The sequence below is a fragment of the Aquipseudomonas alcaligenes NBRC 14159 genome (assembly GCF_000467105.1).
Lineage (GTDB): Bacteria > Pseudomonadota > Gammaproteobacteria > Pseudomonadales > Pseudomonadaceae > Aquipseudomonas > Aquipseudomonas alcaligenes.
Genome location: NZ_BATI01000014.1, coordinates 40,156 through 67,015 on the forward strand (window position 1 = coordinate 40,156; position 26,860 = coordinate 67,015).

Genomic DNA, 26,860 nt, shown 5'->3' on the forward strand with positions numbered 1-26,860 from the left:
TCACAACCGCTCACAGGAGCACAGCAATGAAAGAAGCCATCGACAAACTGGTAGCCCTCGCCCAGGGCCTGGGCCGCCCGTTCAACGTGGAACAGATCAAGGCCCCGCTCGCGCTGGTCCCGGTCGATACCACGCTGAAAGTGCTCGAAGAGCATCTGCCGGCCCCCACCCGCACCAAACAGCACCTCACCGTGCTGGATGCAAACACCTTCATCGAGTACGTGAAGCGCTTCGCCAGCGCCGCCACCGTGGTGTTCTGCAACGGTCCGGATGGCCGAACCTTCCGCGCGGTGTTCGACTACCACCAGCCCGACCAGCCGGCCTGGGGCTCGCACACCGCATCCTATGCCTGCCCGCTCACCGTCGAGTGGGGCAACTGGAAAGCCTTCGACCGTAAGCGCCTGAGCCAGGCCGACTTCGCCGAGTTCATCGAGGACAACGTCAAGGATCTGGTCAGCCCCGAACAGGCCCCGGACGCACCGACCGCCGCAGACATGCTGGAGATCAGCCGCACCCTGCAGGCGCAGAAGAACATCACCTTCCGCCAGGGCACCCGCCTCGACAACGGCCAGGTGCAGCTGACCTACAACGAGGAGATCGACGGCCGCGCCGGTGAGACTGGCCAGCTGCGCATCCCCGAACAGTTCTACATCGGCGTGAAGCCCTTCCTGGGAGGCGCCGCCTTCCTGGTATCCGCCCGCTTCCGCTACCGCATTCAGGAAGGCCGCCTGGTCATCTGGTACGAGCTGGTGCGCCCGGACAAGGTGCTGGAGGAAGCCTACGGCGCCGTCCGCCAGACCATCAGCGAAGGCATCGGCGAAGTGCCGATGTACGAAGCCACCCTCTAACCCCGTTGCAACACCCCGCCACCGGACTCTCACAACCATTCCCGGCGGCGGGCTCTACGAGGACACAGCACATGCAAACCACCACGCTCACCCTGATCGTAGCCGCCCTGGTACTCGCCCTGATCGGCCTGGCCGTCTACTCCCGCCGCAGCGCCGAGAAAGCCCGCGCCACCGGCTACAACCTCGGCTATGACGATGCCGAAAGCAGCAACGCCGACTTGGCCCGGTACCAGGCCGCCGAGATTCTGCGCCTGCAGAACCAGCTGGCCACCAACCGCGCCGAGCAGAGCCAGCAGGTCGACGCAATCATGCAGGACTGCGATGCCCGCATTGCCATCTACGCCGCCCGTGCGCTGTCGGCCGAGGACATCACCACTCTGCAGGTCGCCAACAAGCAGCTGGCCCTGGCCGCCGAGACCTACAGCAACTTCAAGCTGCACGACCAGACCCGCTTCGCCGCCACCGTGCACGGCCGCCTGGAGCACCTGATCGCCCGCCTGAAGGAAGCCCACGGCAGCAGCAACGCACTGGAACTGGCCGAGCAAGCTCAGCCCAACGGCAAAAGCTGGCTCGTCTACGGCCCGGAAGGCTGCGGCAAAACCCGCAACGCCCGCGCAATCGCCAACGCCCTCGGCCTGACAGACATCCTCGACGACTGGCAACCCGGCATGCCGGCACCCACCACCAAGACCCTGGTGCTGACCAACTCCACCGGCCCCTTCGAGCCGTTCTCGCGCCGCCTCCTCTCCTTCGAGCAAGCCATGAGCCTGGTTGCATCCAAGCAAGGAGCTGCAGCATGAATGCCCTCTGCATCTATCACGGTAACTGTGCAGACGGCTTCGGCGCTGCCTGGGCTGTTCGCCACGGCCTCGGCGAGGAGAACGTCGAGTTCCTCGCCGGCCGCTACGGCATGCCCGCTCCGGACGTGACCGACCGCGTCGTGGTCATCGTCGACTTCTCCTTCCCGCTGGTAACACTCCAGGCCATGGCCATGCAGGCCAGCGCCGTGCTGGTCATCGACCACCACAAGACAGCCGCAGAGGCCCTGGCCGAACTGCAGCCCGCCCCGGCGGATTACTACGAGTGGGCAGACACCCCGCCGAAGCTCTGCGCCCTGTTCGACATGAACCGCAGCGGCGCAGGCCTGACCTGGGACTTCTTCTTCCCAAATACCGAGCGCCCAGCACTGATCAACCACATCGAAGACCGCGACCTCTGGCGTTTCAAGCTGGAAGGCACCCGCGAGATTCAGGCCAACCTGTTCAGCTACCCCTACGACTTCGAGATGTGGGATGCGCTGATGCAGCAGCCGATCAACGCAGCCATCGCCGCCGGCACCGCCATCGAGCGCAAGCACCACAAGGACGTGGCCGAGCTGGTTGCCGGCAGCAAGCGCCGCATGGTCATCGCAGGCCACGACGTGCCCGTGGCGAACCTGCCCTACATCCACTCCAGCGACGCCGGCCACCTGATGGCCCTGGGCGAACCCTTCGCCGCTTGCTATCAGGACACCACCGAGCACCGATACTTCTCACTGCGCAGCAGCGCCGAAGGCCTGGACGTGGGCGAGATCGCCAAACAGTACGGCGGCGGTGGCCACCGCAACGCGGCCGGCTTCAAGGTGCCGTTCGATCACGAGCTGGTCACCGGCCACATACCCGCTCAGCTCGAAACCGCCACGGACTCCCCCGATCTGCGCTCTGCCCTGGCAGAAGTCACCGAGTGCCTACGCCTGGCCTTGACCCAGGGCGAAGTGTCTGCCGCTCGCGCGGGCCGAGCCCTGGCCACCGCGGGCTCTCTGCTCGGCGAAACTCTTGAGGAGGCCCTGGCATGAACTACTGGATCCTGACCAGCACCGCCACGCCGATGGACCTGCTCGTGCCGACACCAGAGATGGTGGACATCAAGCACCTGGCCCAAGCCCTCGGCAACGTCTGCCGCTTCAACGGCCACTGCAAGCACCACTACTCGGTGGCGCAGCACAGCATCCTCGTCTCCAGCATCATCGAGTGGGAAGGCGGCAGCCCGGAAGAAGCCCTGCAGGGCCTGCTGCACGACGCCGAGGAGGCCTACATCGCCGACCTCACCCGCCCACTGAAGCTGCTGCTGATCGAGGCCGCGCATCAGCGCAACGAGGCCTGGCTGAGCATCCTGGCGGAAGCCGGCATCGACCGCGACAGCGCCGCCATGAAGGCCGCCATCCTGCACCTATTGCCCGACGAACAGGGCCAGGGCCTGAGCATCCTGGTGGACGTGTACAAGCAAGTGGCCGACCGCATCCGTGCCGCCATCTGCAAGGCCTACCACCTCGACTTCGAGCTGCCCACCAGCGTGAAGGATGCCGACATGGTGGCCCTGGCCACCGTGAAACGCGACCTGCTGCCGGAGCACCCCGCCACCTGGGAATGCCTCAACGGCTACGAAGCCCTTAACGGCCGCATCGAACAGTGGACGCCAGAGCAAGCCCGCGACCACTTCCACGAGCGCCTCATCGCCCTGCTGGCCACCACCCACCGCCGGAGGGCTGCAGCATGAAGATGGCAAAACCATCCGCCCAGGACATCGAGGCCGCCGACGAGCTGCTGAATATCCTGCAACTGATCGATGCCCGCTTCGGCGGGCCATGGGCCAACCCGGACGCCGGGGACAGCCTCAGCGAGCTGCTGCAGGACGGCGAGGAAGAGTTCGACTGCGACAACACCCTGCACCTGCAGACCCTCTACAACAACCTGGCCAGCCTGCTGCGCAATGCGCCGAACTTCTACGGCCGGGTGATCAGCGGCATGTGCCACGTGATCATGTACGAGAAGAACGAGATTCTCGACCCGGACTCGGACTGCATCGACCTGCACCCGCGGTTCACCGTGATGGCCAAGAACGCCAACCGCTACCTCTGGCTGCGCGCCCGCGATCTGGACACCATCACCTGCGGCGGCGTGTTCGCCGGCCTCACGCCAGACAACCTGGTGCTCAACGGTGAGGATCTGGACGCAGCGGTCGACGCCGCCCTGGCTGCCCAGCAGCCGAGCGAGGTGGCCGCATGAGCACCGTCCACGACCCGATGAAGGAAGTCATCAGCCTGCACGGCCTGGGCTTCATCCAGGTGCAACTGCAGGGCGACCAGCGCCTGCACGTCTGGCACCCCGACCTACCACGGCGCCGTTGCTTCGAGCACTCGGCCATTCACAACCACCGCTTCAGCTTCGACTCCCACGTGCTCGTGGGCGAGCAGATCAACATCAGCTATCGCGTCGTGGATTCCAGCGAAGAGGCGGCCACCCACCGCCTCTACCTGCACGAGGGGCCGCGCACCGCCAACGGCGGGCGCCCTTGGGAGCCGAATGCCCCGGTGATCATGCAGGAGGAGAACCAGCAGGTAGTCCCTGCCGGGCTGGTCTACCGCATGTTCGCCTACGACTTCCACCGCACCGAGCCAGGCGGCGATGGGCGCGTGGCCACCCTCATGACCAAGACAGGCGAAGGCAAGCACGGCGCCATGTCCAGCTGCCGCATCGGCGTGCAGCCCGACACGGACTTCGACCGCTTCCAGCTGCCACCGGCCGAGCTGTGGGCCTACGTCATCGAGGTGCTCGGCGCCCAAGGCCTGGCGGTAGTACACAAGGAGGTGACCCGATGAGCAGCCTTTACCGCATCCACCCCCAGCCCAGCTTCAACTTCGGCGGCCTGGTGATCGACAACTTCGCCGGGGGCGGCGGCGCCTCCACCGGCATTGAGATGGCGCTTGGCCGGCCGGTGGATATCGCCATCAACCACGACCCCGAAGCCATCGCCATGCACGAGATCAACCACCCGCACACCAAGCACTACTGCGAGAGCGTGTGGGAGGTGGACCCGCGCGAGATCACCCAAGGCCGTCCCGTCGACCTCTGCTGGTTCAGCCCGGATTGCAAGCACTTCTCCAAGGCCAAGGGCGGCAAGCCGGTAAAGAAGGAGATTCGCGGTCTGGCTTGGGTGGCCATCCGCTACGCCGCCACCGTGCGCCCGCGAGTGATCATGCTGGAGAACGTCGAGGAGTTCGTCACCTGGGGGCCGCTGGCCGAGGGGCGCCCCTGCCCGAAGAACAAGGGCCGCACCTTCAATAGCTTCGTCAACGCCCTGCGCCGCCACGGCTACCAGGTGGAGTGGCGCGAGCTGCGCGCCAACCAGTACGGAGCCGCCACCATCCGCAAGCGCCTGTTCCTGATCGCCCGCAGCGACGGCCTACCCATCGTCTGGCCGAGCCCTTCGCACCTGGCAGCCAGCAGCGCCGAGGTGAAGGCCAAGCAGGCACAATCGCAGCGCCTCGCCGCGGACATCATCGACTGGTCGCTGCCCTGCCCTTCGATCTTCACCCGCAAGCGCCCGCTGGCAGAGGCCACTCTGCGCCGTATTGCCCGAGGCATTCAGCGCTATGTGATCGATGCGGCCGATCCTTTCCTCGTCAAGGTTAACCACGGCTATGACTACTTCCGCGGCCAGCCGCTGGACGAGCCCCTGCAGACCATCACCAGCAAGCTGGGCACCGGGCTGGTAGTGCCGACCCTGGCACCTCTAATCACCGAGTGCGCCAATGCCAGCAGCCAAGGCAAGGTCTGGCGCCCTGACGAACCGCTGCGCACTATCTGCGCCGAGGTGAAGGGTGGCCACTTCGCCGTGGTTGCCCCCACCCTGGTGCAGCTCGGCTATGGCGAGCGCCCAGGTCAGGCGCCACGCGCGCCCGGGCTGGACAAGCCACTGGGCACCGTTGTGGCCGGTGGCGGCAAGCATGGCCTGGTGGCGGCCTTCCTCGCCAAGCACTACGGCGGCAACTACACCGGCCCGGGCGCACCGATGGATGCACCCGCGCCAACAGTCACCACCGTGGACCATAACGCCCTGGTCACCAGCCACCTGGTCAAGCTGCGCAACAACTGCATCGGGCAGGATGTGCACGAGCCCATCCACACCCTAACCACGGGCGGCCATATGGGGGAAGTCCGCGCCTTCCTGCTCAAGTATTACGACACCGCAGTCGGTCAGGCCCTGGACGAGCCCCTGCACACCATCACCACCAAGCACCGCTTGGGCCTGGTGATGGTCAAGGGGGAGCCCTACCAGATCGTCGATATCGGCATGCGCATGCTGGAGCCTCATGAGCTGTACGCCGCGCAGGGCTTCCCAGCCAACTACATCCACGACCGCACCATCACCGGAAAGCGTCTCAGCAAGGCAGCCCAGGTGCGCATGTGCGGCAACAGCGTCTGCCCACCAGTGGCCGCCGCCCTGGTGCGCGCCAATCTGGTCGAGCTGCAGCAGGGCGAGGTGGCAGCATGAGCACCCGCAAGCCCCACAACATACGCGCCCGCCTTGAGCGCAACTGCCGGGCTCTGGTGCGCACCAATCACGCCGCCGTGATCAACATCGATCCGGCCGGCGGCCAGCACCTGGTGAACTGGAAAACCGGCCGGATGATCAAGTCGCGCCCCATGGTCGACGCTGTGTGCGACTTCGCCCACCCCTGGTGCATCTACATCAGCGCCCTGTGCATCGACCAGTTCGGCCAGCGCTACATCAAGAGCACCGAGGTGGCGCCGCAAGGCGTCTACCTCGCCGGCCAACTAACCGACGTGATCGAGGCCTTTTACCGCGAGCACCTCGCCGGCTGTAACTCGAAGCACATCGTCAGCTCCGGCTGGATCGCCATCCCCAACAGCGTGAGCCTGGACGAAAGCCAGGCCGCAGCTCTCTTCGACGCAGTCGGCGCCTGGCCGACAAAGGAGGCAGCATGAAGGACTCAGTACCCAACCCGCAGCTGCAGGCCTCCCGCATCAGCGCAACCATCAGCACCGGCTTCAACGTCACCACGGCAGATGGAAAACCTGCGCGCATGGCCATCGTCGACGAGGACGGCAACGTGGTAGAGGTAGGCGCCGCGGTGGCCTGGGCGGCCTGGAAGGTGTGCATCGAGGCGCAGGAAAACTACTGGGAAGGGATGGGCCACCTGGTGGTTCACAGCAGCCCACCCGGCGACCCTGAACTGGCAGCCCTCCTGATCGGAAAGAAGGCCGCCTGATCACCCCTGGCGGTCGCGGCTGGCTTTCCAGTCACCCGACCGCCGATCTATATCCAGCGCAACACGCCGACCCGCCCGCGACACCAGCACCAGATGAATCACCCGTGACTTGGGATCTGGTACTACACCCCGCATGTACACAGTGATCCGACTGAACGTATCAAGCACCAACTGGCGCAGCTGCTCCCGCGCCGGGCTGTAGATATCCTTCGCGTCCACGGCCAGCCTGCGCCACAGCTCGGCGGCGGCGGGCGTCTGAACCTGTGCCTTCGCTGCCTGCTCTCGCTCCAGTTGCTCTGCCTCGGCCTGCAGTTGCCGCAGATCGGCCTCCAGCTCACGCGCCTTACGCACAAACGCCAGCGGCGCTGCTCCCTGATCATCGGCCAGCAACGCCTCGGTCACCCTCGCCAGCTGGCGCTCAACATCCGCCTGCCGGCGCTGACACGCCAGCAGACGCTGCCGCAGCGCCTGACCATCGTCGGTTGGCTGCAGAAGGCGGCTCAGGTTCATCTGGTCTGAGCAGTAGGCCAGCAAGGCTTTTTCAACCGGTACCACGCTGCAGCTGGCAGCCTTGCAGCCCAAGCTGTTGCTGTATGACGTGCAGTGCAGGCGCCGGTGGCCATCGACCAAGGTGCCATCCTCACGGGCGCGGCTCAGTAAGTTCTGCGCAACCACCGCCGTGCCGCAGTACCCGCAGTACGTGATGCCGATCCCCGTCACCAACCCAACGATATCGCTGGCACCGCGCCGACCGTGCCGCGTGCCCGCCGCGGCCTGCAGCTCTGCGTATTCAGCCTCGCTCAGCACCGGCGGGTAGTAGCCCTCAAGCAGGTAATCCTCGCCGTCGACGCTGATCCGCTTGGCTCCCCACAGCGCCGGCAGCTTGACCAGCCGATAGATCTGCTGGCCGGCGATCCCCCAGTCGCTTAGGACATGGCCACGCTCAGCCAGCTTGCGCACGGCCCGCGTGGCGCCCTCGCCCTGCTTGTACAGCTCGATGGCGTAGCGCACCGCCTCAACGCGCTCAGGAATCAACTGCCAGGCCTGACCATCCCACCGCAACCATTGGGGGTCTTTCCCGTTCCGGATCAACCCGCGATAGGTGCCGGCCTTCCAGCCCTCGCATTGGCGCCTGATCGCCGCCTTGACCCGCTTGCTCTTGGTATCCGATTCCTCGTGCGCGCGGATCATCACCAGCAGTGAATAGACCAGGTCCATCGGCTGCGCCTTCAGGCCGGCGCGGTTGTACTCCCGGCCATCGCTGGCGGTGACCACGGTGATGCCGGCGTTGATGATCTGAGCCAACTGCGCCTGCGCCTGTATTGGCTCAGCCCGGCTGAGCCGATCCAGCCCCTCGACGATCAGCACCGAGCCCTCCGGTATCCGGCCCTCATCGACCGCCTTGAGAAAAGCCCCCAGCGCACCCTGCTTGACGTGCAGCTGGTGGTAGGCAGACAAGCCCTCGTCTCGAAGCGACAGGCTCTCATCGAGCAGCAGCCCCCGATCTGCCGCCCAGCGCTGGGCGTATTGAAGCTGACGATCGGCACTGCTACCCGTCGCCTGCCGAGGATCGGAAAACCGCAGATAGCTGTATACTCGCGCGTTTATTTTTGGCACCCGTGATCCGCCCATGACAACGAATGTAGAAAAGAAAGCGCCTAGTGTAGGGTTTATTTCCTTAGGGTGCCCGAAGGCCACCGTCGACTCCGAACGCATCCTCACCCAGCTGCGCATGGAAGGGTACGAGATCGTCCCGACCTACCAGGATGCCGACGTCGTGGTGGTCAACACCTGCGGCTTCATCGACAGCGCCAAGGCCGAATCGCTGGACACCATCGGCGAAGCCATCGCCGAGAACGGCAAGGTGATCGTCACCGGCTGCATGGGCGTGTCCGAGAACGCCATCCGCGACGTGCACCCGAGCGTGCTGGCCGTCACCGGCCCGCAGCAGTACGAGCAGGTGGTCAACGCCGTGCACGAGGTGATCCCGCCCAAGGCCGACCACAACCCCTACGTCGACCTGGTGCCGCCGCAGGGCATCAAGCTCACTCCGCGCCACTACGCCTACCTGAAGATTTCCGAAGGCTGCAACCACAGCTGCGCCTTCTGCATCATCCCGTCCATGCGCGGCAAGCTGGTCAGCCGCCCGGTCGGCGACGTGTTGTCCGAGGCCCAGCGCCTGGTCAAGGCCGGCGTGAAGGAACTGTTGGTGATCAGCCAGGACACCAGCGCCTACGGCGTCGACCTCAAGTACAAGACCGACTTCTGGGAAGGCCAGCCGGTCAAGACGCGCATGAAGGAACTGTGCGAAGCACTCTCCAGCATGGGCGTATGGGTGCGCCTGCACTACGTCTACCCCTACCCGAACGTCGACGACGTGATCCCGCTGATGGCCGCCGGTAAGCTGCTGCCCTACCTGGACATCCCCTTCCAGCACGCCAGCCCGAAAGTGCTCAAGGCCATGAAGCGCCCCGCCTTCGAAGACAAGACCCTGGCGCGCATCAAGGCCTGGCGCGAGATGTGCCCGGAGCTGACCATCCGCTCCACCTTCATCGTCGGCTTCCCCGGCGAAACCGAAGAAGACTTCCAGTACCTGCTGGACTGGCTGACCGAAGCCCAGCTCGACCGCGTCGGCTGCTTCCAGTACAGCCCGGTAGACGGTGCCCCCGCCAACGACCTGGGCCTGGAGCCGGTACCGGATGACGTCAAGCAGGATCGCTGGGACCGCTTCATGGCCCACCAACAGGCCATCAGCGCCGCCCGCCTGCAGCGCAAGATCGGCACCGAGATCGAAGTGCTGATCGACGAAGTCGACCACGAAGGCGCCGTCGCCCGCTCTTGGGCCGATGCACCGGAAATCGACGGCAGCGTGTTCATCGACTCCACCAGCGTGCAACCGGGCGACAAGGTGCGCGTACGCGTTGTGGATGCCGACGAATACGACCTCTGGGCCGAACTGGTTTGACCGTATAGCGCTGCGAAAAAGCCCCGCCAATGCGGGGCTTTTTCATGCCCGGTCGAGCGGACTAAATACTGCCGCCTCACTGTAGTTGGGCAGATGTCTGCGTGGTATCCACATCAATAAGGCACTTATAAATGTGAACCTGTAGCGTCCTTCGCCAACTTGGAGCATGGTTCAAGCCGCTCGCTCGAGACCGCGCGCGACCTTAACCTGAAGACCATGTTTCACTGGCCCCGGTGCCTTGATGGCGCTATTAAGGGCGACGAAGCCCTAAGCACGCATCTTGTGCCTTTGGAGCAAAGGTGTGGCGTGTGCACTGACCGAACACGAAGGAGTTCCTGTGCGACTTTCCAAGGAAGGATTAAAGACTCGGCTTGGTCAAACTGGCCGTTTGGCTATCACCACCCTCGCCTTGCTTGCCCCCTTGCCTACGCCAGCTGCAGAAGGCGGCCCCGACCTGATACCGCTATGCGGTGGCCCATTCCAGCTCTGCGGCTATATCGAAAAGAACAGCCGTGAGGAGCGTATCCCTCCGCAATTTGAGGTTGCCCATCCCTTTAGCGAAGGCCTGGCTGCCGTGCGCATTGAAGGAAGGTATGGCTTCATCGATACGACAGGAAAGGTAGTTATCGCCCCAAGTTTTCATAACGCAGGACTCTTTGCAGGTGAATATGCGGAAGTCCGCCTGGGCGATGCATCAGGAATAATCAATCGCTCGGGGGTGCTTGTTATTTCGCCACGATTCCAGCGGATCATCCCTTTTACCGGCGATACATTCATCGCGGAGCCGTTGCGGGAGAAGCAGCGGAAGAATCCCCACAGCGACAGGCGATTGCGCGGGTTTACCGACCCCTTTTCATTAATCTCAATGGAGCACGCGGGACTTTTCCATATCCGAAGAGGATGGCTCTCTGATCAAAACCTGAAATTTGCACGCTTCGACCATCCGCAACGTGGGCTTATCTGGGCTGGGAAGAGCGACGGAATGCACGAAGAGCTCTGGGGCCTCATGCGATCCAATGGAACCTGGCAGGTGAGCCCGCGATACCATCATGTGCAACAACTGACGGAGGCGCATGCGGTAGTCGCGGGGCTGCCGGCCGATGCACCATCTCCGCAGCAACGCCGAGATACCCAGCGCTGGGGCGCAGTTGATCGCAACGGTAAGCTGGTCGTTCCGTTGAAGTTCGAGCATCTCAGTTACTGGCGTGGAGGCTATGGCATTGCGCAGGAGGGCAAGCCGCTCGGACCTGATGGCGCACCTGGCGCGACAAAGCAGGGAATCGTGCGCTCCGATGGCACACTGCTCGCGGATCGCTATTTCGACGCGGTCGATGTCAAGGACGACGGCAAGTTGCCACGAGGCCGGCTCGGCAAAACCTGGTACAGCATCAATCCAAGCGGGCACCTGATTCCGGACCAACTCGACGGCACGCCACTGGTCGAGTGTGCTGGTGGTCTGACCGTTGTCCAGCGTGGCGAGACCGTTGAATTTCGTAAATCCGGACAAAGTCAGTCGGTCGGCACATTTGATAGCGGTCATTTCCCCAGCAAAGACTGTCCGGGACCGTTCTCTGCCAAGCGCAATGGAAAGTGGTTTTTCATCTTGGAGGACGGCGCCGTTATCGGCGGCAGGAATGGTTTCGAGAGCCTCTACGGGTTTCGCGGAAACCACGCGGCAGTTCAGGTCGATGGCAAATGGGGGATCATCGACCGCGCAGGCACCTTCACTATCCAACCGAGCCTCGCCACGCTGCGACCTGTCGGCAATGGCGCATTTATTGTGGGCGAGAGCAAAGATACCTACTGGATCAATGCATACGGTGAGCGGATTGCAAAGCCCGTCAAAGAAAGACCACCCGCTGAACAGGAGCTGACCTGCGCGGGCGGATTGCGTTTCTTCGAGCGGGACGGTCTATGGGGCTTTCAAGATTTCAACGGCAAAACAGTTATTGAGCCGCGGTTTCGCGCTCTGTCTTGCTTCGAACAAGGTGTTTCATGGGCCGCGGCGCCCGACGCACGGGCGTGGTGCGCGATTGGACCGAACGGACAGAGGCGTGACGGCATCGAATGCCGCGAGACATACCATCCGCGAGGATCCAGTCATTACTACCCTGAGCAACTCGGAAGCACCCCTTACGAAAGCAGCGTCCTTTGGAATCGTGCCTTGCTGGAGTATCGGGCGCGCACGCGTGACAACCCACCCAAGTGGGTAGGCGATGGAGTCCGAGGGCGGGGCAGCTTCGATGCCGAGTAATGCATCACGGCCTCCCCTGCCGAGCCGCCACTACGACAAGGTGGCCGACTAAGGCAGGCGCTCGCTAACATGGGCGCGTCTCCCTGCACGTACCCCCTTATGTCCTACTCCGTTACCCCCGTCGGCTTCATGCGCTCCTGCTTCAAGGAGAAGTTCGCCATTCCTCGTCAGCCGCTGCTCGCGCCGGCCGCGCGTGGAGTACTGGAGCTGGTGCCGCCGTTCGACCGGGCCGTGGCCGTGGAGGGGCTGGAGCGGATCAGCCATGTGTGGCTGCTGTTCCTCTTCCATCAGGCGCTGGAGGACAAGCCGCGACTGAAGGTGCGCCCACCACGCCTGGGCGGCAATGCCACGCTGGGGGTGTTCGCCAGCCGCGCCACTTACCGGCCCAATGGCATTGGCCAGTCGGTGGTGAAGCTGGATCGCGTCGAGCCGGGGCGGCTTTGGCTGTCCGGCATCGACCTGCTGGACGGCACGCCGGTACTGGATATCAAGCCCTACGTGCCTTATGCCGACCGGGTGCCCGAGGCCTTCAACCGCATCGCCGATGCACCGCCGGTGGCAGTACCGGTGGAATGGAGCGCCAGCGCCCTGACCCAGGCGCAGGAGCATGCGCAACGCCTGGGCGAGCCGCTGGTGGAGCTGATCGAGCAGTGCCTGGCCCAGGACCCGCGCCCGGCCTATCAGGTGCCGGAGCCGGAGCGCCGCTACGGCGTGCTGCTGTGGGACGTGCAGGTGCGCTGGCACTACCCCGAGCCGGGGCGTATCCGTGTTCTGGAAGTGGTGCCGGGCTAAGCGGTTGCCGCCCTCCCGGATTGCACCCGGCTATATCCTTAGCGGCGCCCCGCCACGAATTGCATCAGGGCTACATCCCTCTCCCCCTGCCCCTCTCCCGTGAACGGGAGAGGGGTGCACTGAGGCCAGAAACGACAAACCCGCCGATTGGCGGGTTTGTGGATGGTGCGGCTGGCGCTTATTTCTCGACGAAGGCGCGCTCGATCAGGTAGTCGCCCGGCTCGCGCATGCGCGGGGAGATCTTCAGGCCGAAGCTGTCGAGAACCTCGCTGGTCTCGTCGAGCATGCTCGGGCTGCCGCAGATCATGGCGCGGTCGTCCTGCGGGTTGATCGGCGGCAGGCCGATATCCTCGAACAGCTTGCCGCTGCGCATCAGGTCGGTCAGACGGCCCTGATTCTCGAAGGGCTCGCGGGTCACGGTCGGGTAGTAGATCAGCTTTTCCTTCACCGCCTCGCCGAAGAACTCGTTCTGCGGCAGGTGCTGGGTGATGAATTCGCGGTAGGCCACTTCGTTCACGTAACGCACGCCGTGGACCAGGATCACCTTCTCGAAACGCTCGTAGGTCTCGGGGTCCTGGATCACGCTCATGAAGGGTGCCAGGCCGGTGCCGGTGCTGAGCAGGTACAGATGCTTGCCCGGGTTGAGGTCGTCGAGCACCAGGGTGCCGGTGGGCTTCTTGCTGATGAGGATCTCGTCGCCTTCCTTGAGGTGCTGCAGCTGCGAGGTCAGCGGGCCATCCGGCACCTTGATGCTGAAGAACTCCAGGTTCTCTTCCCAGTTCGGGCTGGCGATGGAGTAGGCGCGCATCAGCGGGCGGCCGTTGGGCTGCTGCAGGCCGATCATCACGAACTGGCCGTTCTCGAAGCGCAGGCCCGGGTCGCGGGTGCACTTGAAGCTGAACAGGGTGTCGTTCCAGTGATGCACACTGAGCACGCGTTCCGAGTTCATGTTGCTCATGCGGGTGTCCTCAAAAAGTTTCGGTATTCAGATTGCCGGAAAGTGCGTCCGCCCTGGTTGAGCCAGGTCAATGCGGACCATCGTCTGCTGGCGGCATTGCGCGACATTCTAGTGAGGACCACAATATCTGTTAAGCGAATTATCAAGATATGGATTATTGGTTATATAGATATGCGATTCACACTCAGACAATTGGAAGTCTTCGTCGCCGTGGCCAAGCAGGAAAGCGTGTCGCGTGCAGCGGAATCGCTGGCCCTCTCGCAGTCCGCCGCCAGCACCTCGCTCAGCGAGCTGGAGCGGCAGTCCGACTGCCAGCTGTTCGACCGCGCCGGCAAGCGCCTGTCGCTCAACGCCCTCGGCCGCCAGCTGTTGCCGCAGGCCGTGGCGCTGCTCGACCAGGCCCGCGAGATCGAGCGCCTGCTCAGCGGCAAGACAGGCTACGGCCTGCTGGAGCTGGGCGCCACCCTCACCGTCGGCAACTACCTGGCCACCCTGCTGATCGGCAACTTCATGCAGCGCCACCCGGAATGCCGCCTCAAGCTGCACGTGCAGAACACCGCCAACGTGGTGCAGCAGGTGGCTCACTATGAGCTGGACCTGGGACTGATCGAAGGCGATTGCCAGCATCCGGACATTGAGGTGCAGCCCTGGGTCGAGGATGAGCTGGTGGTGTTCTGCGCGCCACGCCACCCGCTGGCCGAGCGCGGCAGCGCGACCCTGGAAGAGCTGGGCCGCGAGGCCTGGATCCTGCGCGAACAGGGCTCGGGCACGCGCCTGACCTTCGACCAGGCGATGCGTCATCACCCGGCGCAGCTGAATATCCGTCTGGAGCTGGAACACACCGAGGCGATCAAGCGCGCCGTGGAATCGGGCCTGGGCATCGGCTGCATTTCACGCCTGGCCCTGCGCGACGCGTTCCGCCGCGGCAGCCTGGTGCCGGTGGAGACGCCGGAACTGGACCTCACCCGCCAGTTCTACTTCATCTGGCACCGCCAGAAGTACCAGACGGCGGCCATGCGCGAATTTCTCGAATTGTGCCGGGAGATGACGGCCGGTATCCGCCGCAGCGACGAGATCATCCTGCCGTCGATCGCCTGAGCGACGACAACACGAAGCGTTCAGTCAGGCCGAGGCGGCCAGGGGATGAAAGCTGAAGTAGCTGCGCAGGGCATCGACCATCTCTACATACTCGGCCGGCGGTGCCACCAGGGCGAAGCCGGAATCGAAAGTGCCCGGCGTCACGTCTTCGCGGCTCCACTGGCAGGTAGCGGCAAAGTCGATGTTGTGGATGCGGCCGTCGCGGCCGGGGATCTTCAGGCGCATGTCGAAACGCGCATTCACCAGCATGGGGTACTGGCTGATCAGCATCAGGCCGTCCAGCGACACGTTGCCGATAAACCCCATGGGTTTGTCGGTGATGCGGTTGAACACCTTGAGGTAGTAAGGCAGCTGGTGGCGCTCGATGCGACGCTGGATATGCATGGTAGCCAATCGCTATGAAAGAGGTTCGAGTATGGCTGCTGGGCTGCGGCTCGACCAGACTCAGCCGCAGCGCTGGGCGATGCGAGACGACAGACGGCTGCGCGCGGCCTCGACTTCTTTAACGTCGATGTAGGTGCGCTCGCCGTTGGCATCGGTGGTGAAATAGCGACCGTCACGCTCGATCTGCGAGAGGTTGCGGCGCAGCTCGCTGCACTCCTTGCTGCGCTCGGCGCGCACCTGGGCGGCGCGGGCATCGCTGGCGGCCTTCTCGTCGCGGCGGGCGTCGAAGTACTCCTCGGTACGCTGCTCGCGCTGACGGGTCGCTTCGTCACGCTCCACCACCTGGGGCTTCACCTCGACGGTTTCCGCGCCTGCCGCGCCGGGCTTTTCGCCGAAGTGCACGCGGCCCTGGGCGTCCGTCCAGCGGTAGATCTCCGCGCTGGCAAGGCCCGGAATGAGCATGGCGATGAACAACAGATGGCGCATGGGGGTTCCCTCCTGATACCAGCTTAACGCCGCCCCTCCGCGCTGGGCGGCCCGCCGACCGGCGAGCTGGGCGTCACAGCGACGCCGGCGAAGCCTTGGCCGGTTCGTTCGCCTGATGATGCCCGAGCTGGCGCAATGTCTCCAGCCTGGCGCGCGCCCGGTAGGCGTATTCGCTGGCCGGGTAGCGGCTGATGATGAACTCGTAGGTCTGCGCCGCATCGACGAACAGGTTCTGCCGTTCCAGACACTGGCCACGCAGCAGGGAGATTTCCGGCTGGATGTAGCTGCGCGAGCGGCTGTTGCGCTCGGCGCGCGACAGGTCGAGCAGGGCCTGGTCGCAATCGCCCTCGGTGTAGTGACGGTAGGCCTCGTCGAGGTGGCGATCGAGCGAGACGCGGGTGCAACCGACCAGGCTGGCCAGGGTGAGAATCAGGATCAGGGTTCGCATGGTGAATTCCTCCGCTGCTGCAGTGTATCGGCGAAGCACAGGTTTTCTGCAGTGCCCGACAGGTAGTGCAGGCGAACAATGACTACAGTGCGCGACCGTAGTAGCCTCGCCGCACGCTATAAAGACTGGAGTTCCCGCATGACCCTGCGCCGCACCAAAATCGTCGCCACCCTCGGCCCCGCCAGCAGTTCCCCGGAAGTTCTGGAGCAGCTGATCATCGCCGGCATCGACGTTGCCCGCCTGAACTTCTCCCACGGCACTGCCGACGACCACAAGGCCCGCGCCACCCTGGTGCGCGAACTGGCTGCCAAGCACGGACGCCACGTGGCGCTGCTCGGCGACCTGCAGGGGCCGAAGATCCGCATCGCCAAGTTCGCTGGCAAGCGCATCGAGCTGAAGGAAGGCGACCTGTTCCGCCTCTCGGCCACCCACTCGCGCACCGAAGGCACCCAGGAGGTGGTCGGCATCGACTACCCGGCGCTGATCCAGGATTGCGACGTCGGCGACGAGCTGCTGCTGGACGATGGCCGCGTGGTCATGCAGGTCGAGCTCAAGGGCGCCGAAGAATTGCACTGCCGCGTGCTGATCGGCGGTCCGCTGTCCGACAACAAGGGCATCAACCGGCGTGGCGGCGGTCTCACCGCCCCGGCCCTGACCGAGAAGGACAAGGTCGATATCAAGCTGGCCGCCGAAATGGAGCTGGACTATGCCGCCGTGTCATTCCCGCGTGACGCGGCAGACATGGAATACGCCCGCCGCCTGCTCACCGAGGCCGGCGGCAACGCCTGGCTGGTGGCCAAGATCGAACGCGCCGAGGCGGTGGCCGACGACGCCGCGCTGGATGGCCTGATCCGCGCCAGCGATGCGGTGATGGTGGCCCGCGGCGACCTCGCCGTGGAAATCGGCGACGCCGAGCTGGTCGGCATCCAGAAGAAGATCATCGCCCACGCCCGCCGTTACAACAAAGCGGTGATCACCGCGACGCAGATGATGGAGTCGATGATCCACAGCCCGATGCCGACCCGCGCGGAAGTCTCCGACGTGGCCAACGCCGCGCTGGACTACACCGACGCGGTGATGCTGTCGGCCGAGAGCGCCGCCGGCGAGTACCCGGTGGAAGCCGTGGAGGCCATGGCGCGCGTGTGCCTGGGCGCCGAGAAACACCCGACCAGCCAGAAGTCCAGCCACCGCATTGGCCGCACTTTCGAGCGCTGCGACGAGAGCGTGGCTCTGGCCACCATGTACACCGCCAACCACTTCCCGGGCGTGAAGGCCATCATCAGCCTGACCGAGAGCGGCTACAGCCCGCTGATCATGTCGCGCATCCGCTCGTCGATCCCGATCTTCGCCTTCACCCCGCACCGCGAGGCACAGGCCCGTGTGGCGCTGTTCCGCGGCGTCTACACCGTGCCGTTCGACCCGACTGCCATGCCGGCCAACAAGGTCAGCCAGGCGGCGGTGGACGAGCTGCTCAAGCGCGGCTTCGTCGAGCCTGGCGACTGGGTGATCCTGACCAAGGGCGACAGCTACCACGGCACCGGCGGCACCAACACCATGAAAATCCTGCATGTGGGTGATCCGCTGGTGTGATGCCGCGCTGAATGAAAAAGGCCGCTCATCGAGCGGCCTTTTTCTTGCTCCCTCTCCCTTTGGGAGAGGGCCGGGTGAGGGATTGGCAGCGAATCGCCTACAGCCTCTCTCCCGAGAGAAGAGCAGTGATTCAGACCTAAGCGAACTTGGAAAAGTCCGGCTTCCGGCGCTGCATGAACGCCGACAGCGCCTCGATGGCCTCCGGCGAACGCAGGCGCTGACCGAACAGCGCGCCCTCCTCCTCGATCACCTTGCGCAGCTGCTCGCGCCCCGGCGCGCGCATCAGGCGCTTGCTGTCGGCGACGGCCGAGGGCGCCAGGTCGAGGAAACGCAGAGCCATCTCGCGGGCCTTGGCCAGCGTGCTCGGGCCATCCTCCAGGGCGGCACCGGCGATGCCCCATTCGGCCGCCTGCGCGCCGGTGAAAGTCTCACCGAGCAACAGCACTTCGGCGGCCCGGGCCGGGCCCAGCAGTTGCGGCAACAGCAGGCTGGAGCCGAACTCCGGGCACAGGCCGAGGTTGACGAAGGGCGTGCGCAGCTTGGCGTCGCGGCTGACATAGGCCAAGTCGCAGTGCAGCAGCAACGTGGTGCCGATGCCCACCGCCGGACCGGCCACGGCGGCCACCACCGGCTTTTCGAAGTCGAACAGCGCGCGCATGAACTGGAATACCGGGCTGTCCAGGCCGGTGGGCGGCGCCTGCAGGAAGTCCGCCACGTCGTTGCCACTGGTGAAGCACTCCGGGCCGCCGGTGATCAGCACGACACGCACCGAACGCTCGGCATTGGCCGCGTCCAGCACGTCGGCCATCTGGCTGTACATGGCGCGGGTCAGCGCATTCTTCTTGTCGGCGCGGTTCAGGCGCAGGGTCAGCAGGCCGCCCTCGCGCTCGACCAGTATGTGTTCGCTCATGAAAACTCCGGGGCAACGCCCCGATCACGCATGGGGCAGAAAAAGATCAGCCAGCACCTGACTGCGCGGCACACCGAGAATGAACAGGCGGCGGGCAAAGGCTTCCACGCTGGCGGGCGAGCCGCAGAGTAAGGCGACGGTCTGCCGCGAAACAAGCCGCAGTTGTGCCAAAAACGCCGCCTGCTCGGACGCCGTCAGCAGTTGCACATCAAGCTGCGGATGCGTGGAAGCCAGCGCCTGCAGGGGCTCGGCGAGGTAATGCCCAGCAGCGTCATGGGCCTGGTGAATGACCCGTATCGGTCCCTGGTGATGCTGGCGCAGCGCCTCGCGCAACACGCCCCACAGCGGCGCCAGGCCGGTGCCGGCGGCCAGCAGCCACAGCGGCCGCTGCTGCCAGTCCGGGTCGTAGTGCAGGGCGCCACCACGCAGCTCGCCCAGACGCAGTACATCGCCGGCTTGCAGCTGGCGCGCCGCATCGCTGAAGGCACCGCTCTGCCGGCAGTCCAGGTGGAACTCCAGCCACGGCTCCTCGCCCGGCAGGCTGGCCAGCGAATAGGGGCGCGCCACGCCATTGGTGGTCCACAGCACCAGGTGCTGGCCGGCGGCATAGCGCAATGGCCTGTCCGGCAGCAGGCGCAGGCGCAGTACCGTCGGGCTCAGCCAGTCGAGCGCCTGCACCTGCGCCGGCAAACCGTCGCGGGCGGGATCGAACAGCTGTACTTCAAGGTCGTCGACCACCTGGCACTGGCAGGCCAGGCGCCAGCCCTGTTCACGGCGCGCCTCGCTCAGGGCCTCGGGCCGCTCGTCCAGCGGCTCGCCACGCACGCAGCGCACCAGGCAGGCATGGCAGCTGCCGGAGCGGCAGCTGTAAGGCACGCGCAGGCCGGCACCGTTGAGGGCATCGAGCAGATTGCTGGCGACGGGCACCGACCAGCTCTGGCCAGCGGCTTTCAACTCAGGCACCGGCGCCCTCCCAGGCCGCATCACAGCGGTTGCGCCCGCCGCGCTTGGCCCGGTACAGCGCCTGGTCGGCGCGCTGCAGGGCCTCGTCAAGGTCGTCACCGGCGCTGAGCAGGGTCATGCCGGCGGACAGACTCAGATTGTGCACCTGCACGCCCACCGGCTCGGCGTTGGCGAAGGCTTCGCGCAGGCGCTCGCAGCAGCTGGTGAACTGATCGGCGTCGGTGTTGGGCAGCAGCAGGACGAACTCCTCGCCGCCGTAGCGGGCCAGCACGTCACCGTCGCGCAGGCAGGCTCGCGCGACCGCGGCAAAGGTCTGCAGCACGCGGTCGCCGGCGGCGTGGCCGTGCACGTCGTTGATGCGTTTGAAGTGGTCCAGGTCGATCAGGGCCAGACCGTGCTGGCGGCCGTGGCCGAGGTTATCCAGCTCGCGCAGGGCCAGGCGCAGGAAGTGGCGGCGATTGAACAGGCCGGTCAGCTCGTCGGTGGCCACCAGGTCTTCCAGCTGCCGCATCATCCCGCGCAGGGTGTCCTGGTGCGCCTGCAGCGCATAACGGCGCTGGCGCATGCGCTGGCGCAGGGCCTGCACGTAGCTGGCGAACAGGCTCTGCCAGACCAGACCGATAAACAGCGCGCAGCACTGCAGCAGGGCCTGCCCGGGGTTGTCCATGCGCAGCTGGTAGCCTTCCCACAGGTTGAGCCCGGCGAAGGCGAAGAAGGCGATGGCGGCGCAGCGCACGAACACCCGCGGGCGTAGCTGGAATACGCCGAACATCAGGATGATCAGGTAGAACATCAGCAGGCTGCCGCGCGCGCTGTCGAGCTGGGCCAACAGCGCGGTGTGCAGGGCCAGGCCGACGAGAATCTGCGCCTCGGTCAGGCTGGGATCGACGAAACGCAGGTTGAGGCCAGTGCGAAACAGACCATAGAAAGCCAGCTGGCTGAGCGCCACCAGGCCGGTGCAGAACAGGGCGAACCTGACCGTACCGCTATAGACACCGGCCCAGAGCGCCACCCACATCAGCAGCAACACCAGGGCATAACTGCCCACCGCCATGCCGAAACGTTTCAGCAGCAGGCTCTGCAGGCTTCTCTTGGTGACCCCTGAACTGCTCGTACTCATGGGCTCCGTCCCGTACTGGCACCTTGCCCAACTCTAACCCCGTGATCACAAAATAGATAGCGCGCCCCTAGACCATCGGCCAGTGTGCACGACTGTGCCCGTGCGGGCCGCCGCGCTATACTGCGGCGCCTTTTTTGTGGCCCGCCGGCGGTGGGCTGCCAGGGTACGACCGCTGGGTCGTGCCCGAGGATTTGCACCGTTGCGCCGGGTCGTGGTCCGGCGTTTCCTTATAGATGTTCCCTGACAGAGGAGCGCCCCAATGACCGTGATCAAGCAGGACGACCTAATTCAGAGCGTCGCCGACGCCCTGCAGTTCATCTCCTATTACCACCCCGTCGACTTCATCCAGGCCATGCATGAGGCCTACCTGAAGGAAGAGTCGCCGGCCGCCAAGGACTCCATGGCGCAGATCCTGATCAACTCGCGCATGTGTGCCACCGGCCACCGCCCGATCTGCCAGGACACCGGTATCGTCACCGTATTCATCAAGGTCGGCATGGACGTGCGCTGGGACGGCGCCACCATGAGCGTCGACGACATGATCAACGAAGGCGTGCGCCGCGCCTACAACCTGCCGGAGAACGTCCTGCGTGCCTCGATCCTGGCCGACCCGGCCGGTGCGCGCAAAAACACCAAGGACAACACCCCGGCGGTGATCCACTACTCCATCGTCCCCGGCGACAAGGTGGAAGTGGACGTCGCGGCCAAGGGCGGCGGTTCCGAGAACAAGTCGAAGATGGCCATGCTCAATCCGTCCGACTCTATCGTCGACTGGGTACTGAAAACCGTACCGGAGATGGGCGCCGGCTGGTGCCCGCCGGGCATGCTCGGCATCGGCATCGGCGGCACCGCCGAGAAAGCCGCGGTGATGGCCAAGGAAGTGCTGATGGAGCACATCGACATCCACGAGCTGAAAGCCCGCGGCCCGCAGAACCGCATCGAGGAACTGCGCCTGGAGCTGTTCGACAAGGTCAACCAGCTGGGCATCGGCGCCCAGGGCCTGGGCGGCCTGACTACCGTGCTCGACGTCAAGATCATGGACTACCCGACCCACGCCGCCTCGCTGCCGGTGTGCATGATCCCCAACTGCGCCGCCACCCGTCACGCCCACTTCGTGCTCGACGGCTCCGGCCCGGCCGAACTGGAAGCGCCGGACCTGTCCGCCTACCCGGAAATCGTCTGGGAAGCCGGCCCGAGCGCGCGCCGTGTCAACCTCGACACCCTCACCCCGGAAGAGGTGCAGAGCTGGAAGCCGGGCGAGACCGTCCTGCTCAACGGCAAGATGCTCACCGGCCGCGACGCCGCGCACAAGCGCATGGTCGACATGCTGAACAAGGGCGAAGAGCTGCCGGTGGACCTCAAGGGCCGCTTCATCTACTACGTCGGCCCGGTCGATCCGGTCGGTGACGAAGTGGTAGGCCCGGCCGGTCCGACCACCGCCACCCGCATGGACAAGTTCACCCGCCAGATCCTCGAAAGCACCGGCCTGTTGGGCATGATCGGCAAGTCCGAGCGCGGCCCGATCGCCATCGACGCGATCCGCGACAACAAGGCCGTGTACCTGATGGCCGTCGGCGGCGCAGCCTACCTGGTCGCCCAGGCGATCAAGAAGTCCAAGGTGCTGGCCTTCGCCGAGCTGGGTATGGAAGCCATCTACGAGTTCGAAGTGAAGGACATGCCGGTTACCGTGGCCGTCGACACCAAGGGCGAGTCGGTGCACATCACCGGCCCGGCCATCTGGCAGAAGAAGATCCACGACAGCCTGGCCGTCGAAGTGAAGTAAGCGCAAACGCGCCCCGAAAAGCCCGGCCCAGTGCCGGGCTTTTTCATGGGCCCGCTATCGGGCTGGCCATTTCTCCTGAAACGACAATAATATTGACCTAATTTCTATGCTCCGCCATCACCCCGGCGGGCCATACCGCGCACCGCCCTACCCGGGCCGCGCCTGTCGTTCTGGAGATACACGATGTCTACCGATCCGGTCACCATGCTGGTGGCACGCCGCGTGCCACGCGAATGCCTGCAGGATTTCCGCACCTGGCTGCACGAAGGCCAGCAACTCGCCGCCGACTTCCCCGGCTACCTCGGCTCCGGCGTCCTCGCCCCTCCGCCCGGAGACGACGAGTTCCAGATCATCTTTCGCTTCGCCGACTCCACCACCCTCACCGCCTGGGAACACTCCGCGTCGCGGCGAGCCTGGCTGCAGCGCGGTAGCGGTCTGTTCGCCCAGCCCCATGAGCACCGCGTCAGCGGTCTCGACGCCTGGTTCGGCAATGCCCTGCGCCGCCCGCCGCGGTGGAAACAGAGCGTGGCCATCTGGCTGGCGTTCTTTCCGGTGTCGCTGGCGTTCAACCTGCTGTTCGGCGGCCTGCTGAGCGAATGGCCGCTGGTGCTGCGCGTACTGCTCAGCACCCTGCTGCTGACGCCACTGATGACCTACTGGTTCATCCCGCTCTCGACCCACCTGCTGGCCCCCTGGCTCAGCCCGCGCAAGCCCGAAAAAGGCCCAAGCCTCGGACAGGATTCGATAGCCTAATCTGTACAAATCGAGAAAATCTGTACAAAACGCACAGCTTTTCAAAAGCCATGAAATCAACAAAATCAATGTAATCAGCGAGTTGATAAGCTATACAGACTGAGCAAGGGGTAATTTCGCACAGCTTGTTGTACAGATTATCCGTCTGGTATAACCTGAGCCCATTACTCAACTACTGCGAGAACCGCCATGCCTTCCTCGGTCGCGCCCATCCTCATCACTGGAGGAGCTCAACGCATCGGCCTGCACTGCGCACTGCGCCTGCTGGAAAGCGGGCAGTCGGTGATCGTCAGCTACCGCAGCGAGCGCGAGGGACTGGCCGAGCTGCGTGAGCGCGGCGCCACCACCCTGGCGGCGGACTTCGCCAGCGAGGCCGGCATTCTCGACTTCATCGCCCGTCTCAAGGATCACACCGACAGCCTGCGCGCCATCGTGCACAACGCTTCCGACTGGGAAACCGAAACCACGGGCCATGAAGCCGAGGTATTCCAGCGCATGGTCAGCGTGCACATGCTCGCCCCCTACCTGATCAACCTGCATTGCGAGGCCCTGCTGCGCCGCAGCAGTCCGGCGGACATCGTCCACATCGGCGATGACGTCACCCGCACCGGCAGTGCCAAGCGCCCTGCCTACTGCGCCAGCAAGGCCGGCCTGGACAGCCTGACCCTGTCCTTCGCCGCGCGCTTCGCGCCGGCGATCAAGGTCAACGGCATCGCCCCGGCGCTGATCCAGTTCAACCCGGACGACAGCGCCGAATACCGCGCCAAGCGTCTGGCCGAGTCGGCAGTGGGCATCGAGCCCGGCGCCGAAGTCATCTACCAGAGCCTGCGCTACCTGCTGGACAACCCCTACGTCACCGGGACCACCCTGACCGTCAACGGCGGCCGCCATCTCGTCTGAACGCGCCGCGAGGAATAGTCGATGAATACTCAACTGCCCCACCACTACCGCGAGATCCTGGTCGGCCTGGGAGAGAATCCCGAACGTGAAGGCCTGCTCGACACGCCCAAGCGCGCCGCCAAGGCCATGCAGTACCTCTGCCACGGCTACCAGCAGTCGCTGGAGGAAATCGTCAACGGCGCGCTGTTCGCCTCGGACAACGACGAGATGGTGATCGTCAAGGACATCGAGCTGTACTCGCTGTGCGAGCACCACCTGCTGCCCTTCATCGGCAAGGCGCACGTTGCCTACATCCCCACCGGCAAGGTGCTGGGCCTGTCCAAGGTGGCGCGTATCGTCGACATGTACGCCCGCCGCCTGCAGATCCAGGAGAACCTGACCAAGCAGATCGCCGATGCCATCCAGCAGGTCACCAACGCCGCCGGTGTGGCCGTGGTGATCGAGGCCAAGCACATGTGCATGATGATGCGCGGCGTGGAGAAGCAGAATTCGGTGATGAGCAGCTCGGTGATGCTTGGCGCCTTCCGCGAGTCCTGCAACACTCGCCACGAATTCCTGCAACTGATCGGACGGAACAAGTAATGCCGCGACTGGAACCCGGGATGGCGCGCATCCGCGTCAAGGACCTGCGCCTGCGCACCTACATCGGCATCAAGGAAGAGGAGATCAACAACAAGCAGGATGTGTTGATCAACCTGACCATCCTCTACCCCGCCGTGGACGCGGTGCGTGACAACGACATCGATCACGCGCTGAACTACCGCACCATCACCAAGGCGATCATCGCCCACGTCGAGGGCAACCGCTTCGCCCTGCTCGAGCGCCTGACCCAGGAAATCCTCGACCTGGTCATGAGCCACGAATCCGTGCGCTATGCCGAGGTGGAAGTGGACAAACCACACGCCCTGCGCTTCGCCGAGTCGGTATCGATCACCCTCGCCGGCCACCGCTGAAACCGCATGGGGCACAGCCAGCTCAGGCTGTGCCCGGCATTGCTGCTGGCGGCGCAGACTCCTATCATCTGCGCTCTCCGCCGCCCTCGAGCCGATCATGACCGAACAGCAACGCCTTGAACTGGAAGCCGCCGCCTTCCGCGCCCTGGTCCAGCACCTGCGCTCGCGCACCGACGTGCAGAACATCGACCTGATGAACCTTTCCGGCTTCTGCCGCAACTGCCTGGCCAAGTGGTACAAGGCCGCCGCTGACGATCTCGCTATCGGGCTGGACCTGGAGCAGGCCCGCGAAGCCATCTACGGCATGCCTTATGCCGAGTGGAAAGCCCAGCACCAGAAGGAAGCCACTGCCGAGCAGCAGGCCGCCTTCGCACAAGGAAAGCCACACTGATGAGCCTGCAAGACTTCCGCGCCCGCCTGCATCACGAGCAGTTCCAGTTCGCCGAGACCCTGGCCTTCATCGCCGAACACTACGACTACCAGCCCAGCGCCTTCCGCAACGGCGCCGTGGAGAGCGCCGCCGGACAGAACGAGGGCTCCTGCAAGACCCTCGGCCTGGCCCTGCTCGAAGGCCTCAGCCTGGAGGAGACCCTGCGCGCCTTCGGCGAGCACTACCGTGCCGTGCTGGCCAACCCGAGCGGCAACGACCACGCCAATATCCGCGCCCTGCAGGACACCGGCCTGGGCGGTGTGCAGTTCGCCCAGCAGCCGCTCAAGCGCAAGGCCTGAGCTGCGCAACAAGCTGCTCAACTGTCGGCTTTGGCTGACAGACAATGATTGGCATCTACCTTATGCTCCTCCCTCGTCGCCCACCGGCAGGATGCCGGTTCCCTTGAGCGGAGGAGTGCAAGGATGCAGCAGAACCTGGTCTGGAAGCCCTGGACCAACCCCGGGGTCGAACACCTCAGCCTGGCGGTCGCCAGCGATGGCATCAGCGCCAGCGGCCAGCTGATCCAGAGCATTCGCGGCAACAGCATCGCCGCCACCTACCTGCTCACCTATGACGAACGCTGGCGCTTCCGCCGCCTCTGGCTGAAGGTCGACAACCAGGGCCAGCGCAGCCTGGAGCTACGCCGCGATATCCGCGGTCACTGGCATCTCAACGGCCGCCCGCGCGAGGACCTCGCCGACTGCCAGCAGGTGATGCTGTCCGCCACGCCCTTTACCCACACCGCACTGCTGCAGTCCGGCAGCCTGGCCGTCGGCGATGGCGAGCGCTTCCGCGTGGCGCACGTCGACCTGCTGGGCCTGCGCGTCGAGCCGCGCACTCAGCGCTACCAGTGCCTGCAACGACACCCCAGCCATACCCTCTACCAGTGCGATGCGGAAGGTCACGAGCCCTGCGAACTGACCCTGGATGGCGACGGGCTGCTGGTACAGGCCATCGGCCAGTTCATCCGCACCAGCCGGCAACTGCTGCGCCAGGCCGACTGCGCCTGAGCAAACGCCGGCCCGGCGCATGCCCGCAGGCCAATGCCTCGCATAAAAAAGCCCCGCCAAAGCGCTAATGCTGTCTACACAAGCCGTGACCTGCTCGATCCAGTCCCCTCTCCCCAGCGGGGAGAGGGTCAGGGAGAGGGGGAGGCAGTAGTTTCGCAGCACC

30 protein-coding genes are annotated in these 26,860 nt (G+C 64.9%); 22 read left to right on the plus strand and 8 right to left on the minus strand.

Annotation, left to right across the window (positions count from 1 at the left end; translation table 11 throughout):
- Positions 1-26: 26 nt before the first annotated feature.
- From PA6_RS09860 to PA6_RS09900, 9 genes are all read left to right on the plus strand, one after another.
- On the plus strand, positions 27-848 hold the full coding sequence (locus PA6_RS09860) for a YfdQ family protein (protein ID WP_021700766.1): 822 nt from the start codon (positions 27-29) through the stop codon (positions 846-848).
- A gap of 71 nt (positions 849-919) precedes the next feature.
- Entirely contained in the window at positions 920-1,648 is a 729-nt protein-coding gene (locus tag PA6_RS24220) for a P-loop NTPase family protein (RefSeq protein ID WP_021700767.1), read from the plus strand.
- Positions 1,645-2,682 carry a DHHA1 domain-containing protein gene (locus PA6_RS09870; protein WP_021700768.1) on the plus strand — a complete coding sequence of 346 codons (1,038 nt, stop codon included), beginning with the start codon at positions 1,645-1,647 and terminating at the stop codon, positions 2,680-2,682. Before PA6_RS24220 ends, PA6_RS09870 begins: the two co-directional genes overlap by 4 nt.
- Positions 2,679-3,383 (plus strand): hypothetical protein, encoded by a 705-nt coding sequence (locus PA6_RS09875; RefSeq protein ID WP_021700769.1) that lies wholly within the window; start codon positions 2,679-2,681, stop codon positions 3,381-3,383. Before PA6_RS09870 ends, PA6_RS09875 begins: the two co-directional genes overlap by 4 nt.
- Complete coding sequence (locus tag PA6_RS22465) at positions 3,380-3,892, plus strand: hypothetical protein (protein ID WP_021700770.1); 513 nt, start codon at positions 3,380-3,382, stop codon at positions 3,890-3,892. Before PA6_RS09875 ends, PA6_RS22465 begins: the two co-directional genes overlap by 4 nt.
- Entirely contained in the window at positions 3,889-4,485 is a 597-nt protein-coding gene (locus PA6_RS09885) for a hypothetical protein (protein WP_021700771.1), read from the plus strand. The genes PA6_RS22465 and PA6_RS09885 overlap by 4 nt, the downstream gene beginning before the upstream one ends.
- Positions 4,482-6,161: a DNA cytosine methyltransferase gene (locus PA6_RS09890; protein ID WP_021700772.1), complete on the plus strand. Its 1,680-nt coding sequence runs from the start codon at positions 4,482-4,484 to the stop codon at positions 6,159-6,161. Before PA6_RS09885 ends, PA6_RS09890 begins: the two co-directional genes overlap by 4 nt.
- The gene (locus tag PA6_RS09895; RefSeq protein WP_021700773.1) at positions 6,158-6,616 is read left to right on the plus strand and encodes a hypothetical protein; all 459 of its coding nucleotides are present in this window, start codon (positions 6,158-6,160) and stop codon (positions 6,614-6,616) included. Before PA6_RS09890 ends, PA6_RS09895 begins: the two co-directional genes overlap by 4 nt.
- Positions 6,613-6,900 carry a hypothetical protein gene (locus tag PA6_RS09900; protein ID WP_021700774.1) on the plus strand — a complete coding sequence of 96 codons (288 nt, stop codon included), beginning with the start codon at positions 6,613-6,615 and terminating at the stop codon, positions 6,898-6,900. Before PA6_RS09895 ends, PA6_RS09900 begins: the two co-directional genes overlap by 4 nt.
- Here PA6_RS09900 and PA6_RS09905 read toward each other — a convergent pair whose 3' ends face one another.
- A complete protein-coding gene (locus PA6_RS09905; protein WP_021700775.1) occupies positions 6,901-8,517 on the minus strand; it encodes a recombinase family protein in 1,617 nt (538 codons plus the stop codon).
- A gap of 13 nt (positions 8,518-8,530) precedes the next feature.
- Here PA6_RS09905 and rimO point away from each other — a divergent pair, with 13 nt between their 5' ends.
- The 3 genes from rimO (at position 8,531) to tsaA (ending at position 12,911) form a co-directional block, all read left to right on the plus strand.
- The gene (gene rimO, locus PA6_RS09910) at positions 8,531-9,865 is read left to right on the plus strand and encodes a 30S ribosomal protein S12 methylthiotransferase RimO (protein WP_021700776.1); all 1,335 of its coding nucleotides are present in this window, start codon (positions 8,531-8,533) and stop codon (positions 9,863-9,865) included.
- 337 nt (positions 9,866-10,202) lie between these two features.
- Positions 10,203-12,119, plus strand: a complete 1,917-nt coding sequence (locus PA6_RS22780) for a WG repeat-containing protein (RefSeq protein WP_147289542.1) — start codon at positions 10,203-10,205, stop codon at positions 12,117-12,119.
- Between the two features lie 99 nt (positions 12,120-12,218).
- On the plus strand, positions 12,219-12,911 hold the full coding sequence (gene tsaA / locus PA6_RS09925; protein ID WP_021700779.1) for a tRNA (N6-threonylcarbamoyladenosine(37)-N6)-methyltransferase TrmO: 693 nt from the start codon (positions 12,219-12,221) through the stop codon (positions 12,909-12,911).
- A 178-nt stretch (positions 12,912-13,089) separates the two neighbouring features.
- Here the strand turns inward: tsaA and fpr are convergent, their stop codons facing one another.
- Complete coding sequence (gene fpr, locus PA6_RS09930) at positions 13,090-13,869, minus strand: ferredoxin-NADP reductase (protein WP_021700780.1); 780 nt, start codon at positions 13,867-13,869, stop codon at positions 13,090-13,092.
- A 171-nt stretch (positions 13,870-14,040) separates the two neighbouring features.
- Between fpr and PA6_RS09935 the strand changes: the two genes are divergently transcribed.
- Entirely contained in the window at positions 14,041-14,967 is a 927-nt protein-coding gene (locus tag PA6_RS09935; protein ID WP_021700781.1) for a LysR family transcriptional regulator, read from the plus strand.
- Positions 14,968-14,991: 24 nt separating this feature from the next.
- Here the strand turns inward: PA6_RS09935 and PA6_RS09940 are convergent, their stop codons facing one another.
- The 3 genes from PA6_RS09940 to PA6_RS09950 all read right to left on the minus strand — a co-directional run bounded on the left by PA6_RS09940 (position 14,992) and on the right by PA6_RS09950 (position 16,285).
- Entirely contained in the window at positions 14,992-15,351 is a 360-nt protein-coding gene (locus PA6_RS09940; RefSeq protein ID WP_021700782.1) for a PilZ domain-containing protein, read from the minus strand.
- Between the two features lie 60 nt (positions 15,352-15,411).
- Positions 15,412-15,837 carry a DUF4124 domain-containing protein gene (locus PA6_RS09945; RefSeq protein WP_021700783.1) on the minus strand — a complete coding sequence of 142 codons (426 nt, stop codon included), beginning with the start codon at positions 15,835-15,837 and terminating at the stop codon, positions 15,412-15,414.
- Positions 15,838-15,910: 73 nt separating this feature from the next.
- Positions 15,911-16,285, minus strand: coding sequence for a tetratricopeptide repeat protein (locus PA6_RS09950; protein WP_021700784.1), 375 nt, complete (start codon positions 16,283-16,285; stop codon positions 15,911-15,913).
- Between the two features lie 138 nt (positions 16,286-16,423).
- Between PA6_RS09950 and pyk the strand changes: the two genes are divergently transcribed.
- On the plus strand, positions 16,424-17,875 hold the full coding sequence (gene pyk / locus PA6_RS09955; RefSeq protein ID WP_021700785.1) for a pyruvate kinase: 1,452 nt from the start codon (positions 16,424-16,426) through the stop codon (positions 17,873-17,875).
- Between the two features lie 136 nt (positions 17,876-18,011).
- Here the strand turns inward: pyk and PA6_RS09960 are convergent, their stop codons facing one another.
- The 3 genes from PA6_RS09960 to PA6_RS09970 are packed head-to-tail and all read right to left on the minus strand — an operon-like array spanning position 18,012 to position 20,868.
- Positions 18,012-18,785, minus strand: coding sequence for an enoyl-CoA hydratase (locus PA6_RS09960; protein WP_021700786.1), 774 nt, complete (start codon positions 18,783-18,785; stop codon positions 18,012-18,014).
- 24 nt (positions 18,786-18,809) lie between these two features.
- Entirely contained in the window at positions 18,810-19,748 is a 939-nt protein-coding gene (locus PA6_RS09965; protein WP_021700787.1) for an iron-sulfur-binding ferredoxin reductase, read from the minus strand.
- Positions 19,741-20,868: a GGDEF domain-containing protein gene (locus tag PA6_RS09970; protein ID WP_021700788.1), complete on the minus strand. Its 1,128-nt coding sequence runs from the start codon at positions 20,866-20,868 to the stop codon at positions 19,741-19,743. The genes PA6_RS09965 and PA6_RS09970 overlap by 8 nt, the downstream gene beginning before the upstream one ends.
- A gap of 259 nt (positions 20,869-21,127) precedes the next feature.
- Between PA6_RS09970 and PA6_RS09975 the strand changes: the two genes are divergently transcribed.
- The 8 genes from PA6_RS09975 to PA6_RS10010 all read left to right on the plus strand — a co-directional run bounded on the left by PA6_RS09975 (position 21,128) and on the right by PA6_RS10010 (position 26,697).
- Positions 21,128-22,651 carry a fumarate hydratase gene (locus PA6_RS09975; RefSeq protein ID WP_021700789.1) on the plus strand — a complete coding sequence of 508 codons (1,524 nt, stop codon included), beginning with the start codon at positions 21,128-21,130 and terminating at the stop codon, positions 22,649-22,651.
- A gap of 183 nt (positions 22,652-22,834) precedes the next feature.
- The gene (locus PA6_RS09980; RefSeq protein WP_021700790.1) at positions 22,835-23,404 is read left to right on the plus strand and encodes an antibiotic biosynthesis monooxygenase; all 570 of its coding nucleotides are present in this window, start codon (positions 22,835-22,837) and stop codon (positions 23,402-23,404) included.
- A gap of 189 nt (positions 23,405-23,593) precedes the next feature.
- A complete protein-coding gene (gene folM / locus PA6_RS09985) occupies positions 23,594-24,304 on the plus strand; it encodes a dihydromonapterin reductase (protein WP_021700791.1) in 711 nt (236 codons plus the stop codon).
- A gap of 21 nt (positions 24,305-24,325) precedes the next feature.
- Positions 24,326-24,886 carry a GTP cyclohydrolase I FolE gene (gene folE, locus PA6_RS09990; protein WP_021700792.1) on the plus strand — a complete coding sequence of 187 codons (561 nt, stop codon included), beginning with the start codon at positions 24,326-24,328 and terminating at the stop codon, positions 24,884-24,886.
- Positions 24,886-25,257, plus strand: a complete 372-nt coding sequence (gene folX, locus PA6_RS09995) for a dihydroneopterin triphosphate 2'-epimerase (RefSeq protein ID WP_021700793.1) — start codon at positions 24,886-24,888, stop codon at positions 25,255-25,257. Before folE ends, folX begins: the two co-directional genes overlap by 1 nt.
- A 97-nt stretch (positions 25,258-25,354) precedes the next feature.
- The gene (locus PA6_RS10000) at positions 25,355-25,648 is read left to right on the plus strand and encodes a DUF1244 domain-containing protein (protein ID WP_021700794.1); all 294 of its coding nucleotides are present in this window, start codon (positions 25,355-25,357) and stop codon (positions 25,646-25,648) included.
- Positions 25,648-25,986, plus strand: a complete 339-nt coding sequence (locus tag PA6_RS10005; RefSeq protein ID WP_021700795.1) for a HopJ type III effector protein — start codon at positions 25,648-25,650, stop codon at positions 25,984-25,986. Before PA6_RS10000 ends, PA6_RS10005 begins: the two co-directional genes overlap by 1 nt.
- A 123-nt stretch (positions 25,987-26,109) precedes the next feature.
- Entirely contained in the window at positions 26,110-26,697 is a 588-nt protein-coding gene (locus PA6_RS10010) for a putative glycolipid-binding domain-containing protein (protein WP_021700796.1), read from the plus strand.
- Positions 26,698-26,860: the final 163 nt, after the last annotated feature.

Coding starts and splice junctions, on each gene's coding strand:
- PA6_RS10000 (WP_021700794.1), top strand. CDS start 25,355: ATGACCGAACAGCAACGCCTTGAACTGGAAGCCGCCGCCTTCCGCGCC.
- PA6_RS09935 (WP_021700781.1), top strand. CDS start 14,041: ATGCGATTCACACTCAGACAATTGGAAGTCTTCGTCGCCGTGGCCAAG.
- PA6_RS09890 (WP_021700772.1), top strand. CDS start 4,482: ATGAGCAGCCTTTACCGCATCCACCCCCAGCCCAGCTTCAACTTCGGC.
- pyk (WP_021700785.1), top strand. CDS start 16,424: ATGACCCTGCGCCGCACCAAAATCGTCGCCACCCTCGGCCCCGCCAGC.
- PA6_RS09940 (WP_021700782.1), bottom strand. CDS start 15,351: ATGCATATCCAGCGTCGCATCGAGCGCCACCAGCTGCCTTACTACCTC.
- PA6_RS09945 (WP_021700783.1), bottom strand. CDS start 15,837: ATGCGCCATCTGTTGTTCATCGCCATGCTCATTCCGGGCCTTGCCAGC.
- PA6_RS09900 (WP_021700774.1), top strand. CDS start 6,613: ATGAAGGACTCAGTACCCAACCCGCAGCTGCAGGCCTCCCGCATCAGC.
- PA6_RS09885 (WP_021700771.1), top strand. CDS start 3,889: ATGAGCACCGTCCACGACCCGATGAAGGAAGTCATCAGCCTGCACGGC.
- PA6_RS24220 (WP_021700767.1), top strand. CDS start 920: ATGCAAACCACCACGCTCACCCTGATCGTAGCCGCCCTGGTACTCGCC.
- fpr (WP_021700780.1), bottom strand. CDS start 13,869: ATGAGCAACATGAACTCGGAACGCGTGCTCAGTGTGCATCACTGGAAC.
- PA6_RS09895 (WP_021700773.1), top strand. CDS start 6,158: ATGAGCACCCGCAAGCCCCACAACATACGCGCCCGCCTTGAGCGCAAC.
- folE (WP_021700792.1), top strand. CDS start 24,326: ATGAATACTCAACTGCCCCACCACTACCGCGAGATCCTGGTCGGCCTG.
- PA6_RS09860 (WP_021700766.1), top strand. CDS start 27: ATGAAAGAAGCCATCGACAAACTGGTAGCCCTCGCCCAGGGCCTGGGC.
- rimO (WP_021700776.1), top strand. CDS start 8,531: ATGACAACGAATGTAGAAAAGAAAGCGCCTAGTGTAGGGTTTATTTCC.
- folM (WP_021700791.1), top strand. CDS start 23,594: ATGCCTTCCTCGGTCGCGCCCATCCTCATCACTGGAGGAGCTCAACGC.
- PA6_RS22465 (WP_021700770.1), top strand. CDS start 3,380: ATGAAGATGGCAAAACCATCCGCCCAGGACATCGAGGCCGCCGACGAG.
- tsaA (WP_021700779.1), top strand. CDS start 12,219: ATGTCCTACTCCGTTACCCCCGTCGGCTTCATGCGCTCCTGCTTCAAG.
- PA6_RS09980 (WP_021700790.1), top strand. CDS start 22,835: ATGTCTACCGATCCGGTCACCATGCTGGTGGCACGCCGCGTGCCACGC.
- PA6_RS09960 (WP_021700786.1), bottom strand. CDS start 18,785: ATGAGCGAACACATACTGGTCGAGCGCGAGGGCGGCCTGCTGACCCTG.
- PA6_RS10005 (WP_021700795.1), top strand. CDS start 25,648: ATGAGCCTGCAAGACTTCCGCGCCCGCCTGCATCACGAGCAGTTCCAG.
- folX (WP_021700793.1), top strand. CDS start 24,886: ATGCCGCGACTGGAACCCGGGATGGCGCGCATCCGCGTCAAGGACCTG.
- PA6_RS09870 (WP_021700768.1), top strand. CDS start 1,645: ATGAATGCCCTCTGCATCTATCACGGTAACTGTGCAGACGGCTTCGGC.
- PA6_RS09975 (WP_021700789.1), top strand. CDS start 21,128: ATGACCGTGATCAAGCAGGACGACCTAATTCAGAGCGTCGCCGACGCC.
- PA6_RS09970 (WP_021700788.1), bottom strand. CDS start 20,868: ATGAGTACGAGCAGTTCAGGGGTCACCAAGAGAAGCCTGCAGAGCCTG.
- PA6_RS09875 (WP_021700769.1), top strand. CDS start 2,679: ATGAACTACTGGATCCTGACCAGCACCGCCACGCCGATGGACCTGCTC.
- PA6_RS10010 (WP_021700796.1), top strand. CDS start 26,110: ATGCAGCAGAACCTGGTCTGGAAGCCCTGGACCAACCCCGGGGTCGAA.
- PA6_RS09950 (WP_021700784.1), bottom strand. CDS start 16,285: ATGCGAACCCTGATCCTGATTCTCACCCTGGCCAGCCTGGTCGGTTGC.